This window comes from Lapidilactobacillus gannanensis (genome assembly GCF_003946675.1).
GTDB lineage: Bacteria > Bacillota > Bacilli > Lactobacillales > Lactobacillaceae > Lapidilactobacillus > Lapidilactobacillus gannanensis.
In genome coordinates, this window is record NZ_RHOT01000008.1 from 19,441 (window position 1) to 32,886 (window position 13,446).

11 protein-coding genes are annotated in these 13,446 nt (G+C 39.7%); 3 read left to right on the top strand and 8 right to left on the bottom strand.

Translation table 11 applies throughout. The annotated features are described in order from the left end of the window. The first annotated feature begins 582 nt into the window (after positions 1-582). From EKM81_RS03530 to EKM81_RS03540, 3 genes are all read left to right on the top strand, one after another. Positions 583-1,356: an aminoglycoside adenylyltransferase domain-containing protein gene (locus EKM81_RS03530; protein WP_125648508.1), complete on the top strand. Its 774-nt coding sequence runs from the start codon at positions 583-585 to the stop codon at positions 1,354-1,356. A gap of 26 nt (positions 1,357-1,382) precedes the next feature. Next, positions 1,383-2,069, top strand: coding sequence for an HAD family hydrolase (locus tag EKM81_RS03535; protein ID WP_379881022.1), 687 nt, complete (start codon positions 1,383-1,385; stop codon positions 2,067-2,069). A gap of 371 nt (positions 2,070-2,440) precedes the next feature. Next, the gene (locus EKM81_RS03540) at positions 2,441-3,730 is read left to right on the top strand and encodes a solute carrier family 23 protein (protein WP_125648514.1); all 1,290 of its coding nucleotides are present in this window, start codon (positions 2,441-2,443) and stop codon (positions 3,728-3,730) included. A gap of 270 nt (positions 3,731-4,000) precedes the next feature. Here EKM81_RS03540 and EKM81_RS03545 read toward each other — a convergent pair whose 3' ends face one another. The 8 genes from EKM81_RS03545 to pflB form a co-directional block, all read right to left on the bottom strand. Further along, entirely contained in the window at positions 4,001-4,528 is a 528-nt protein-coding gene (locus EKM81_RS03545) for a 2'-5' RNA ligase family protein (protein WP_125648517.1), read from the bottom strand. 45 nt (positions 4,529-4,573) lie between these two features. Then, positions 4,574-5,461: a metallophosphoesterase family protein gene (locus EKM81_RS03550; RefSeq protein WP_125648520.1), complete on the bottom strand. Its 888-nt coding sequence runs from the start codon at positions 5,459-5,461 to the stop codon at positions 4,574-4,576. Positions 5,462-5,481: 20 nt separating this feature from the next. Continuing rightward, entirely contained in the window at positions 5,482-5,931 is a 450-nt protein-coding gene (locus tag EKM81_RS03555; protein WP_125648523.1) for a GNAT family N-acetyltransferase, read from the bottom strand. Between the two features lie 46 nt (positions 5,932-5,977). Next, positions 5,978-7,423, bottom strand: coding sequence for a glycoside hydrolase family 1 protein (locus EKM81_RS03560; RefSeq protein WP_125648526.1), 1,446 nt, complete (start codon positions 7,421-7,423; stop codon positions 5,978-5,980). A 480-nt stretch (positions 7,424-7,903) separates the two neighbouring features. After that, complete coding sequence (locus EKM81_RS03565; protein ID WP_125648529.1) at positions 7,904-8,833, bottom strand: manganese-dependent inorganic pyrophosphatase; 930 nt, start codon at positions 8,831-8,833, stop codon at positions 7,904-7,906. Between the two features lie 48 nt (positions 8,834-8,881). Then, positions 8,882-9,841, bottom strand: a complete 960-nt coding sequence (locus tag EKM81_RS03570) for a LysR family transcriptional regulator (RefSeq protein ID WP_125648532.1) — start codon at positions 9,839-9,841, stop codon at positions 8,882-8,884. 204 nt (positions 9,842-10,045) lie between these two features. Beyond that, a complete protein-coding gene (pflA, locus tag EKM81_RS03575; protein WP_125648536.1) occupies positions 10,046-10,819 on the bottom strand; it encodes a pyruvate formate-lyase-activating protein in 774 nt (257 codons plus the stop codon). Positions 10,820-11,061: 242 nt separating this feature from the next. After that, entirely contained in the window at positions 11,062-13,323 is a 2,262-nt protein-coding gene (gene pflB / locus EKM81_RS03580) for a formate C-acetyltransferase (RefSeq protein ID WP_125648539.1), read from the bottom strand. Positions 13,324-13,446 lie beyond the last annotated feature (123 nt).

The window sequence follows — 13,446 nt, forward strand, 5'->3', positions numbered from 1 at the left end:
TGACGCCAATCGCTGGGCCCCTGCCTGATTAAGTAGTTTGATTCGGCAACACTGTGAGAAAAACAGATTGATGTAAACTAATAGTTTGATTGACAAGCATGATAGATTTAAGAAGTTAGTGTAAGCTTTAAAGTGTCAATCAGATATTTGAATTTTCCCATTCAGATGTAAGCACTGTCTAATTTAGTTGAGTTATCCTGCTATATTGGCTTTAAGCAGTAACAACCGTGAAATGAACCAAATCAACTCCAGACGAAATGAAGGGCGTGGTTGTCAGCCGCCAAATTTGTCTTATTGCTTTAGCAATTAGACAAAGGATCGTATTGATGACAATTTGGTTTGTAATTGGCATCAATCGATGCCGGCAGCGTTCCACAACCAGCAAGCCCGCAATGGAGTCAGAACCGATTCTGCCTGTGCATCTTCATTAGACTTGAACACTTTAATCCTAATCAGTCGAGCAAAGTTGAAATGAATCCATTTTTTTGTAGAGTTTTCCTTATTTTCTGAAAATTGAGGCTTATGCCTGTGTTATAATGAATAGTTAAAAATTATTCAGCAATTACTTAGGAGTGATGCTCGATGTCACAAAACAATAAAATAGCGCGACTACTCGTTCATCTACAACAAGATTTACCAGTATTATTAGGTGATAACTTAGTCGGCGTTTATCTGCACGGCTCGTATGTACTTAAGTCATACCATGAAAACGTCAGTGATTTAGATTATATTATTGTCGTCAAAGAGCCTTTAACCGATCAACAAAAATTAACTTTAATGACTTGGACCGTCACGACAGGTTGGCAATTGGCACCTAAAAAAGGCTTGGAATTTCATGTTCTTTTAGAGAAATGGACTCAGAACTTTATTCAACCATTACCATTCGACTTTCATTTTTCACCAATGCATTGGCCTGACTATCAGGAAAATCCTTTACAATACGTGCAACAAATGCAGGGAACTGATCCAGATTTAGCGGCACATCTGACGATTTTGACGCATTATGGTGAGGTAATCAGTGGGCCCGTGATTAAAGACGTTTTTGCACCAATTCCTCGGACCGCTTATCTTAAGAATATTCTTGCTGATGTGAGTGCTGCCGAGCAGGAAATCTTAACTAATCCAGTTTATGTTAGTCTCAATTTGGCCCGGGTCTTAGCGTATATCCAAACTGACCGTATTCTTTCTAAAGCAGCTGGTGGTCGTTGGTTGTTGGAACAAAACATTCTGAATCATGATCAGCGTCAGTTGATCAGTTGGTGTTTGGCCCAATATGAAGCGACAACTACCAGTGAATTGCCGGTTACCACGGCTGTTTGCCAAAGGTTATGCCAGGCAATTACTAAATGCAATTAATGCCCAACTGAAAATAATGGCAAAAAGTGAGGTCTAAAAAATTGACAATTACTTTCGATTGTTATGGTACGTTGCTAAATATGCAACCAATCCAAGATAAACTTGGTGAAATTTCTCGGGCGGCCAAGTTAACGACAACGGCCGAACAAGCTCAAACTTGCTTTAATAGTTACGAAGATCGGCTAATGTACATTGAAAAAGTGATTCCTTATCAAGATTTGTTAGCGCAAATCGTTCGTTTTATGGATTTGGAATTGGGCAGTGGGCACGTTTTCCAGAATAATTTACCAACAATTGTCCAGGCTTATCGCGATTTAGAACCATATCCTGATGTCCTACCAGCTTTGCGGCAATTAAAGCGTGCTGGTCATCAATTATATTTAATGTCCAATTCTTCAGAAATGTTGATGAGCGCTCATTTAGAAAAATTCGGCGATTTATTTACGCACATTTTTCTGCCAGAAGAAACAGGTTGTTATAAACCTGACCGGCAATTCTTTACAACTGTCAGTAAAACCTTAGACTTCGCCAACCATGATCATTATCATCTTGCTAACGGTTTCTGGTGGGACGTCCTGCCGTGCCAAGAACTAAATTGGCCATATTTATGGATCAATCGGCACGAATGGCAAGCGGCTAGTAGTTTTGGGGACATTCCCCAATTACCTGATTTGAAAACGGCACCGGAATTCATTGCGAATTTGACTAAGTAACATCGTCGCACCAGTAAACGACCACAATATCTGATTTAGAATTGCTACCAAGCAGACACTCTTTTTAAATTGGCCTTGACAGTCACTGATAAGTTATGTATGCTAGTACCAATAAATAAATCAGTCCTTTAATTTTAGTCCTGTGAGGCTAACAAGGAGACGGAGCACGCGAATCAGGTCGTACTGTAGTTTAAATGCACCACAACTGGACCTAAATTCAACTTATCCTCTTACTCGTTACTTTACGGGTAAGGGGATTTTTTTATGGCCATGATAATTAAATGATTAGCGAGGTGAGGTGGCGAGCAGGAGGTTTACTGTTCAGCGTACTAACGAATTAAACGCAATTTCTTTTGAGGAGGAGTATTAATTTGAAGTCTGAGTCAACTCAACATCATGCTAGCAAACCAGTTCTGGATATTCACGAAAAACCCCAACCACTTCAATGGTTCGGCCTATCATTACAGCATTTATTCGCCATGTTTGGTGCCACAGTGTTAGTGCCAATTTTAGTCGGATTAGATCCCGGCATCGCTATTTTAAGCTCTGGTGTGGGTACATTAGTTCATTTATTTGTCACCAAGGGTAAAATTCCCGCTTATCTAGGTTCGAGTTTTGCCTTCATCGTGGCCATGCAAGCTTTAATGAAATCAGACGGTTATCCCGCCATTGCTCAAGGCAGTATCTCCGTTGGTTTAATCTATTTATTAGTCGCTTTATTGGTGCATAAGATTGGTTCCAGCTGGATCGATAAATTATTGCCGCCAATCGTTGTTGGCCCCGTGATCATGGTGATTGGGCTATCGCTTGCTGGGAACGCGGCCAAAGACGCCATGATGAACAACGATCATTACGATCTTAAGTTTTTTGCGGTTGCTTTGTTGACTTTGGCCGTCACCATCTTTTTTAACACTTACTGTAAAGGGTTCTTAAGCTTAATTCCGATTCTATTGGGCATTATCAGTGGTTATTTAATTGCAGTGGTCTTCGGTCTGGTTGATTTCAGCAGTGTCATCGCGGCACCGTGGTTTAAGATGCCGAACTTTGAGTTTCCTTTTGCCAGTTATCAACCGAAAGTTTATTGGAGCGCCATTATTGGTATGACACCAATTGCTTTTGTCACGATGACTGAGCATTTAGGTCATATCATGGTGCTAGACCAGTTAACCGACAATGATTTTCTTCGTGACCCAGGCTTGGATCACACCATGACTGGTGACGGTTTAGCTTCAATTATTGCTGGTTTCATTGGTGGTCCGCCAGTGACTAGCTATGGTGAAAATATCGGCGTTTTAGCAATCACCAAAGTTTACAGCGTCTACGTCATCGGTGGCGCTGGTGTTTTAGCAATTATTTTCAGTTTTATCGGTAAATTAAGTGCCTTGATCATGAGTATTCCTAGTCCAGTGATTGGCGGTATTAGCTTCTTATTATTCGGCGTGATTGCCAACAACGGCATGCGCATTATGGTCGAAAAACATGTTGATCTTGATAACAAAAAGAACTTGATCATTGCCGCTGTCGTCATGGTTATCGGAATCGGTGGTGCTTATTTACAAGTCGGCGCTTTTCAATTAACCAGCGTCGCATTCTCAACAATTATCGCAATCATTTTGAATTTAATTTTGCCTGATGATAAAGTTTTGGCAGCTGAAAAATAATAATAATTACTAATTAACAACCACAAATAAAAAACTCGGATTCGATACTATGAATCCGAGTTTTTTATTATGGAAAGAAGTGGCGCAGATAAACAGTCAATTATATTATGTTAACGATTTAAGTTAACATAATATATATTATCGTAAGAATAACTTACAAATCAGCAATCTGAATTTACCGCCCTGATTTTTAATTCTCCGTCAAAATTAGCCGGTTTTTACAAAAAAAGCCCCCTCAGACAATTAAATTTGTTTTTGGGCGCCAATTTTTTATTTTAAATTAATTTCAGCAATAACTTTGCTACTTTCATCAGGTTGAATCGCTTCAATGGCAATCTGGTCAATTAAAACTGGCTCTGGTTCTAATTGCCGCTTCAATTTCTGAATCAGTGTTGATTGATTCAACTTGCTAGCTGCAACTGAACTTAAATGACCTAAAGTGACATGTGATTGATACTGATATTGTTTTTGTTCGTATGGTGCTAACACGCCAGCATATAATTGGTCATGCAATTGTTGAACCCGTTGATGACCAGCTGTTAATTCCCAATATAAATGATAATCTGGCTGCCAACTAATCTTAGCTAATTCAACCTTAAAAGATGTTGTGTCGGCTAACTGGTCATTAACCAGCCGAATTAATGCGGTTGCCGTTAAATCGATTGGTGTAAACGGAAATACTAAGGAAATATGCGGCCGAATCTTAGTCGCCAAAGGATCATAAACTTGACGAATTTCTGTGACTTGCTGTATTTGCTGTAGTTTTGGGAAAATAAGAATAGAATACGTCTGATTCATTGCTAACACCAGCTTTATTTTTGCGATTAATTGCTCAATTAAATACTATTTATTTACATTCAATTGTTGATCCAATTGTTGCAAAAATTGATGAACTTGCGCGACGTAGCCATAGCGCTGATTGAGTTGGTCTAAAGCGACTGGATTATGGGTACTGGCCAAACCGGTCTCACAAACTTGCTGATACAACTCGAAATACGGTAATTTTTGTTGACGTGCTATTTTTAACTCAGCAGTTAAATCATAGCTGACTTTTCTGAACTCAAGGCCGTCATAACCTTGTTCATCCAAGCTAAGCAAAGCATATTGCGAGCGATGATCTGTAAATAAGCGTGGCCAAGCACTATAAGGTTGACCAATTGAACCAGGATTAATGACCAATTGATCTGTTTGGCTGGTACGCATAATTTGATGGTGCGTATGCCCATAAATGGCGATATCCACCCTATTTTTGGTCTTTGGTGCTTCACTGAATAAACGGTTAAAGTTGGCCTGCTCTTGAAATGGCAGCAATTGATGACCATAATTCCGTAATGGTAAGTTATGTGTCAACGAAAAAGTTAGTCCCGCACGTTGGATCATTTGCTGAATGGGTGCTTGATCCAATTGACGATAATATGCCGGCTTCAGCGTTTGTTTAACGTATTGGACCAAGGCCGCAATATAAACATCCTGGGTATTAGTCAAGTCAACGGTGGCACTGCCTAAATTAGTCATTTCAAAAATAAAATTATCCCAATTACCTTTGAGCAAAACAGTTAAATTGACTTGATTCAACAATTCAAAAAGTGAATTTGTGCCCGGTCCTGGCATTAATAAATCACCTAAATACCAGTATTCAGTAGCTCCCTGACGTTCAGCATCGGCTAGCACAGCAGTCAATGCAGTTTGATTCCCATGAACATCAGAAATTAAAGCAATTCGTTGTTGCATTTTGGTCAACTTCTTTCTTTTTAATAATTAGCTGACCAACTAAATTCTAGCTCCACTTGACCAACCGTTTCATCTAATTGACGGCGGGTAATTCTAAAACCCTGTTGCTGATAAAATTGACAGGCGCCTTGATTACGTTCATAAGCATAAAGTACTAGCACTGGTTTTCGCGCCTTAAGAGTAGCCATTAATTGTTGGCCAATCCCTTGATGCTGCCAATCATGAGCCACGAATAAGCCTGCTACTTCATGACTTTCAGGAAGATAACCTAGGAAACCAACAATCTCTTGATTGTGTTTAGCAACCATTAATTGACTAGTTGATAGTAATTCACGCACCTGATCTTGATGACTCAACCAATAATCTGGCGAGACAAAATTGTGGGCTGCTAAATTACCGGCCAGCCAAATCTTCATGAGTTGATCTAACTCACTTGCAGTTGGGGTGGTTAAACTGACAACTTCTACCATAAACAGATCCTCCTATTGAATCAACCGATGTTCCTGTTTACTTGTTTTATAGACAGTTTTGCCCATTTGATTGGATCACTTTTTGATACCAATAAAATGATTGCTTCGGGTATCGTTTCAGTGTCCCTTGGCCAGCATCATCTAAATCAACATAAATGAAGCCATAGCGTTTAGACATTTGTCCGGTGGAAGCACTGACCAGATCAATACAACCCCAAGGCGTATAACCCATCAAGTTAACCCCATCGTCAATTGCCCCGGCCATAGCCTTAATATGAGCCTGTAGATAGTCAATCCGATAATCATCATGAATCTGCATTTGGGCATCAGGTTGATCGACTGCTCCCAGACCATTTTCAACAACAAACAATGGTTTTTTATAACGATCATAAAGTTGATTCAAGGCAATGCGCAGGCCCGTCGGATCAATTTGCCAACCCCAATCACTGGCTTTTAAGAAATGATTCTTGACGCCGCCGACTAGATTACCATTTGCGCTGGCATGATCCTGCTGTGTAACTTCAATCGTCGTCGACATATAATAACTGAAGCCGATATAATCAACTGGATAAGCTTTTAGCAAGGCTAATTCCTCATCCGTCCAGTCAAGATCACTGAATTTTAAATTGTACTCAGCTAATAAGCGCTTCGTATATGCCGGATATTGGCCACGGACCTGGACGTCACCGCAGAAGAAATTAAAATCTTGATTCTGTTGCAATGTTGCCAGTTGGTTGACTGGATTTGAATCGTAGCCATAACTGGTGGCGTAGAGAATCATACAGCCAATTTGCAAATTAGGATCAAGTTGATGACCAATTTTAACTGCCAGCGCACTACTAACAAACTGATTATGCCAAGCTTGGAAAATATTCCGTTGATCATTGGCGCCATTAGCTGGTACTAAGCCTTGCCCCATAACCGGGAAATGAGCAGCACTATTAATTTCGTTGAAAGTCAACCAATACTTCACTTGCTGATGATAACGGGTTAAAACTGTTTCGGCAAAGAGCTGATAAAACTTAATCAAAGCCTTGTTCTTCCAACCACCATACTTCTTAGCTAAGTTAAGTGGCATCTCATAGTGGGAAATCGTAATAACTGGCTCAATCTGATACTTCAAGCATTCAGCAATAACAGCATCGTAAAACTGCAAACCAGCTTCATTAGGTTCAGTTTCGTCACCTTGTGGGAAAATTCGTGACCAAGAAATCGAGAAGCGATAACATTTGAAGCCCATTTCAGCAAATAGCGCAATATCCTCACGGAAATGATGGAAGTGATCAATTCCTAAGTGATTGGGATAGCGATATCTTGTTTCATCAATTGTCCAATCAAAGTCTGGCTGTTGCACGATTTTAAACCGATCAGGTCCACCTGGTAAAGCATCAGCAATCGATAAACCACGACCGCCTTCCTGATAACCACCTTCTAATTGATTAGCAGCAGTTGCGCCGCCCCATAAAAAGTTCTTCGGAAATTCTGTTGTCATCAAACTAACTCCCTTCAATTCGATCACGCTTATAGATAATCATCATGATAAGCTATGCTTAATCTTAACACGCTTATCAAATTTGCGGCAAATTCTTTTTGAGAATGTTAATCAGCTAATAACGTTTAAGGCTTGGTAATACTAATTGGTAAAGTGCGCGACCATTAAAACCTAGTGAAAGTGCTCAAACAGAATGGCACATAAAAAGATCTGCTCGATAGTGCCACATTTGACCAGGAAGATTATCAAGTAGACTTTTGCGATGTCAGCACTAGCGAATAATCCCCTTCATACCCACCACAAAAACTACCAATAGAGAACTCAAGTTTAGTCGTTTCCACTAACATTTCATTTATATCTCGCAACTATCTGACCTCCTCATTAATTACTTTCGCCTCAGGAACTAAAACGATAAAGAACGCTGAATCTAGAAGAAATAATCTAGATTCAACGTTCTCTTGTAATACTTGAAAAATATTTTTAATATGCAGCTGTTAATGGTGGCACAATTTGCTTCTTTCGAGAAACAACACCTGGTAGTGCAACCAAGTTATCGACTAATTTCTTGTCAAATGCCTTTTCAAAGTTAGCTTGGCCAGATGCAGAGCCTAATACCAGCCCTTCAGAATCGCTGTTCAAAATGTTAGTCATGATCAATACGAATAAATCGTAATTTTTATCAGCGATTTCTTGATTGATCACTTTTTCAAAAGCAGCTTTCCGTTGTAAAACACTGTCTAAGTCAACTGTGTTTACTTGGGCGATGCGTACAGACTTGCCATTCATTTCAAAGCTCTTAGCGTCCATATCGATCAATTCTGCTTCAGTCTTGCTATCAAGGTTAGTCCCAGCTTTCAACATATCAAGACCATAGCTTTGATAGTCAACGCCAGCAATCTTAGCTAATGCGACAACTGCTTGGCGATCCTTCTCGGTTGTTGTTGGTGATTTCAGCAATAAAGTATCTGAAATAATTGCTGATAACATCAAACCAGCGATTTTAGTAGGAATTGCAATTTCGTGTTCATCGTACATTTCCCATAAAATCGTGCTGGTACAGCCAACTGGTTCAGCACGATAGAATAATGGATTAGCGGTATTGAAGTTGTTGATTCGATGATGATCAACCACATGTGAAACTTCAACGTCAGCAATATCACTAACACTTTGTTGAGGTTCGTTATGGTCAACTAACATAACTTGCTTAACTTCATTAGCCGCTGTCTTAATGACCCGTGGTGCCTCAGTTTCGAAATGCTTTAAAACATAAGCAGTCTCTTCATTAGGATCACCTAAAGCAACCGCCTCAACATCAGGGCCTAACTGCTTTTGCAAGTATGCATAAGAAATTGCTGCCACAATTGCATCTGTATCAGGATTCTGATGTCCAAAAACTAACTCTTTTGCCATTAATAAAACTCCTTTACAATCAATCTGTCTTATTCATTGTACCGCATTTTAGAGGTGGCGTGAATTACCTAAAACAGTTTGATAGTCCTTTTCTGCAAAAAAAGCGTCCCATTCTTTGAAGAAGCGGGCAATTCGTGGAATTTTACCTTTATCTTGACGATAAACAAAGGCAATATCAAAATTAATCGCTGGGTCAAAGGCAGTTGCTTCCATCTTAAATTCGCCTTGATGAGCTAACCAGAAGCTATATGGTAAGGCTGTTGCCAATTGCCGAGCTTCTGCGAACTTGACGATTTGATACGGTGACGTGAATTGAGCACGGCTAAGCGGTTCGTCGACCATTTTATTTTTGTAGACTTCCCGCAATAATTGGGCAATAAAGTAATCTGGTGGATAAGTTACCCAGTCACTCTTATTTGTTGATTGTAAGCGTACTTTCTTCTTGCCAACTAACTTTTGATCATGATGTAAGAACATCAAGTGATCTGAGAAAATCTTTCGAGTATCATATGAGCGCCAGTTCTTAATACTCTGGTCAGGTACATACATGACAGCTAGATCAATTTGGTTGTTCTCCAACTGTTCCCAGATTTCGCGACGAGTCAATAGAACGAAGCGTACTTTAATGTTGGGATATTTCTCAGAAAAATGAATGAAGAAAGTTTCAAAAGCACTATCTTCCATCGAAGACAAGAAGCCAATATTAATTGAACCACTTGTTGGGCTAGTTGACTGCTGAACCTTATTTAAAGCCTCGTTAACGAGATCAAAAATTTGTTGCGTCGTATTCAGCATCGTCCGACCAGCATCGGATAAATATAATTTTTTACCAATTGAGAAGAAGACCGGGGCCCCCACCGTCCGTTCTAGCTTCTTAATTTGCTGCGTCAAAGCAGGTTGTGTAATACCTAAAATTTGTGCAGCTTGCGTGTAATTCATTGTTTCTGCCAACTTCATAAAATAAGTCAACGTTTTTGATGCAAAAAGATTTTCTTGTTTTGTCTTCATGACAAATCCCCCCAATTTTAATTATGGTTACACGTTAACATTATCATAGTATAAGCAAAAAAAAAAGCAACAATTTTGATTGTCCTTACATTTCGTACCCTTAAAATCATAACAGGCACGGAATCAAGGCTCAAGTCAAAGTATTACTCTTTTTTATAATTTTTCAAAATAAAAGCGATAATGACCAGTCAACTTTCAAAATAACTATTTAGACCAGCCTTGATAATCGTTAACATGTAATAAGTTCTCCGCATTAACAACTCGCTCATGAGTTGGCGGTTCAATCCCTTTTAGCGGATAATCAATGCCTAATGTTTCATACTTAACGACACCCATCGTGTGATATGGCAAAATTTCGACCTTATCCACTGTTTTTAAAGTTTTAATGTATTCGCCAAGCTCACGTAAATTATCATCGTAATCAGTCCGTTCAGGAACTAATACGTGGCGAATCCACATATGATGACCATTATCGGACATATATTCAATCATCGCGAGGACAGTCTCGTTATTAAAGCCAGTCAAGCGCTTATGCCGATCAGTATCAATTTGCTTAATGTCGACTAGAGAAACATCAGTTACCGCCATTAATTGTTTAAATTTGCTAAACCAAGGCTCTTTATAAGTAAAAGGCTGACCACAAGTATCTAGGCAGGTGTTGATTCCTTCGGCTTTGGCCTTAGTAAAAAGATCAATTAAAAAATCAATTTGTAGCAATGATTCACCGCCACTACAAGTGATACCACCACGCTTACCCCAGAACGCACGGTATTTAATGGCCTCCGCCAGAATTTCATCAGAAGTCATTTCATCACCAGTCCCGATGTTCCAAGTATCAGGGTTATGGCAAAATTCACAGCGCATTCGACAGCCTTGGAGAAAAATCACATAACGAATACCAGGGCCATCAACGGACCCGAAAGTTTCAATTGAATGAACGTAGCCAACGACTGGCTTAGTTGTTGTCGAAAGTACCATAATTATCTATCCTTTCTTGAAGCAGAGTAACTCGGTTCGCGATTCTTTGGTACATATTAGGGTGATTGTTGAAATTACATCTTCAGTATAAAACAGACACTCATTTTAATACTGCTTAGCTTAAGCAATTACCACTGAATCCTGTTTCTAATAAAACTACAAAAGACAATAAACCGCTAAAGTTTATTGTCTTTTGTAGAAAGCGTTCAGGAACGCTTCCTACCGTTGCAAAATGTGTTGTACTACATTGTCTCGAAGTAAGTCCGAGAAATAACGTCGTCTTGCTGTTCTTTTGTCAAATCAGCGAAGTATACGCAGTAACCTGATACCCGGACAGTTAATGTTGGATATTCTTCTGGATGTTGTTGCGCATCAAGTAATGTATCACGGTTAAAGACATTGATGTTCAAATGCATACCATTATTTTCCATGTAACCATCAACCATGTTAACTAAAGTATCTTTGCGGGCTTCATCATCATGACCTAAAGTATTTGGTGTTACGCCAAAGGTATTTGAAATACCATCACGAGCAAAGTGATATGGTAATTTCGCAGTTGAAAGTAATGATGCCAAGGCACCGTTCTTTTCAGCGCCGTATGCAGGGTTAGCACCTGGTGAGAATGGTTCGCCGGCTTGACGGCCATTAGGTGTAGTCCCAGTGTTCTTACCATAAACAACGTTAGAAGTAATGGTTAAGATTGAAGTGGATAACTTCGCACCACGATATAAGTGATGTTTGTTCATCATTTCGAAGAAGTGTTGTACTAACCATTTAGCGATATCATCTGCACGATCATCGTTGTTACCATAACGTGGGTAATCATTGTCGTCAGCGATGAAGTCAGTCGCAATCCCGTCTTCGTCACGAACAACTTTAACATGACCATACTTGATAGCTGAGATTGAGTCAACAGCATGTGAGAATCCTGAAATACCAGTAGCGAACGTCCGGTCAAGATCAGTGTTCTTCAAAGCCATTTGGGCAGCTTCATAATAATACTTGTCATGCATATAGTGGATTGCATTCAATGAGTTAACATAAATGTCAGCTAACCAATCCATCATTGGATCAAGTTTCTTCATGAATTCTTTGTAATCAATATATTCACTCTTAATGCCTTCATAAGCAGGTCCAACTTGAGCTTTACCTAATTCATCAACACCACCGTTGATCGTGTAAAGAATAACCTTAGCTAAGTTAGCCCGCGCACCGAAGAATTGCATACCTGTAGCAATTGGTTGTGCTGAGACACAGCAAGCGATGCCGTAGTAATCAGTACCCCATTCGTTACGCATTAAATCATCATTTTCATATTGAATAGTTGAACTCTTGATTGAAACTTCAGTCGCATAACGTTTGAAACCTTCTGGCAAACGTTCTGACCATAACAAAGTAATGTTTGGTTCAGGAGCAGCACCCATGTTGTCCAAAGTCTTTAAGAAACGGAAAGCAGTCTTAGTAACATGATGACGACCATCAATGCCCATACCACAAAGTGATAATGTGGCCCAAATTGGGTCGCCTGAGAACAATGAGTTGTAGTCTTCAGTCCGAATGAAGCGAACCATCCGTAATTTCATGACCATATGATCAATGAATTCTTGGGCTTGTTCTTCAGTAATCGTACCACGCTTCAAGTCACGGTTAATATAAGCATCAATAACAGTATCAATTCGGCCAACAGACATTGCAGCACCGTTTTGAGTCTTAACGGCAGCTAAGTAGCCAAAGTAGATCCATTGAATGGCTTCTTGAGCGTTTTCTGCAGGACGGCTTAAATCGAAGCCATATGAAGCAGCCATTTTCTTGATGTCATTTAAAGCACGATATTGTTCTTGAACTTCTTCACGAAGCTTGATGACATCATCAGTCATTTCGCCATCGCCAATGTTTTCAAAATCATGTGCTTTAGCAGCCATTAAACGGTCGATCCCATAAATAGCAATCCGTGGGAAGTCAGAAACTAGTCGGCCACGAGCATAAGCATCGGGCAAGCCAGTGATGATCTTGTAATGACGGCATTTCCGCATAGCTGGTGTATAAACATCAAAGACACCTTGGTTATGGGTTTTACGGTCTTCAGTGAAGATCTTATGTTCTTCCGCATCAGTATCAAAGCCGTAAGCCTTCAAAGCATCTTCAGCCATCCGAATGCCACCAAATGGCATGAACGCACGTTTCAATGGTTTGTCAGTTTGCAAACCAACAATTGTTTCTAAATCTTGGTTAATATAGCCTGGTTTATGTGAAGTGATTGTACTCACAACTTTGTTGTCGGCGTCAAGGACACCGCCAGCCTCACGTTCTTGCTTCTTTAAATCAAGAACACGATTATTTAACTCCGTTGTGGCTTCAGTAGGGCCAGCAAGAAAGCTCTCGTCGCCGTCATATTGATTTAAGTTCTTTTCAATGAAATCACGGACGTTGATTGTTGTTTGCCAATCCCCGCCGACAAAACCTTCCCAATATTCAGGTGTGGTTGTTTTTTCCATCTGTTTCATAAAAATAGCCTCCATATCAATCAATCTAGTTACAACACATTTGATGATTTAAGTATAACATGTCACAAAACTTTTGCAAGCCTTTTCTTTCCCAATTATTGGGCTTTAAAAATTAAATAAAAC

What these genes read in the sequence shown, in the direction of transcription:
- EKM81_RS03530 (WP_125648508.1), top strand. Translation starts at nt 583, where the DNA reads ATGTCACAAAACAATAAAATAGCGCGACTACTCGTTCATCTACAACAA.
- EKM81_RS03545 (WP_125648517.1), bottom strand. Translation starts at nt 4,528, where the DNA reads ATGAATCAGACGTATTCTATTCTTATTTTCCCAAAACTACAGCAAATA.
- EKM81_RS03550 (WP_125648520.1), bottom strand. Translation starts at nt 5,461, where the DNA reads ATGCAACAACGAATTGCTTTAATTTCTGATGTTCATGGGAATCAAACT.
- EKM81_RS03555 (WP_125648523.1), bottom strand. Translation starts at nt 5,931, where the DNA reads ATGGTAGAAGTTGTCAGTTTAACCACCCCAACTGCAAGTGAGTTAGAT.
- EKM81_RS03560 (WP_125648526.1), bottom strand. Translation starts at nt 7,423, where the DNA reads ATGACAACAGAATTTCCGAAGAACTTTTTATGGGGCGGCGCAACTGCT.
- EKM81_RS03565 (WP_125648529.1), bottom strand. Translation starts at nt 8,833, where the DNA reads ATGGCAAAAGAGTTAGTTTTTGGACATCAGAATCCTGATACAGATGCA.
- EKM81_RS03570 (WP_125648532.1), bottom strand. Translation starts at nt 9,841, where the DNA reads ATGAAGACAAAACAAGAAAATCTTTTTGCATCAAAAACGTTGACTTAT.
- pflA (WP_125648536.1), bottom strand. Translation starts at nt 10,819, where the DNA reads ATGGTACTTTCGACAACAACTAAGCCAGTCGTTGGCTACGTTCATTCA.
- pflB (WP_125648539.1), bottom strand. Translation starts at nt 13,323, where the DNA reads ATGAAACAGATGGAAAAAACAACCACACCTGAATATTGGGAAGGTTTT.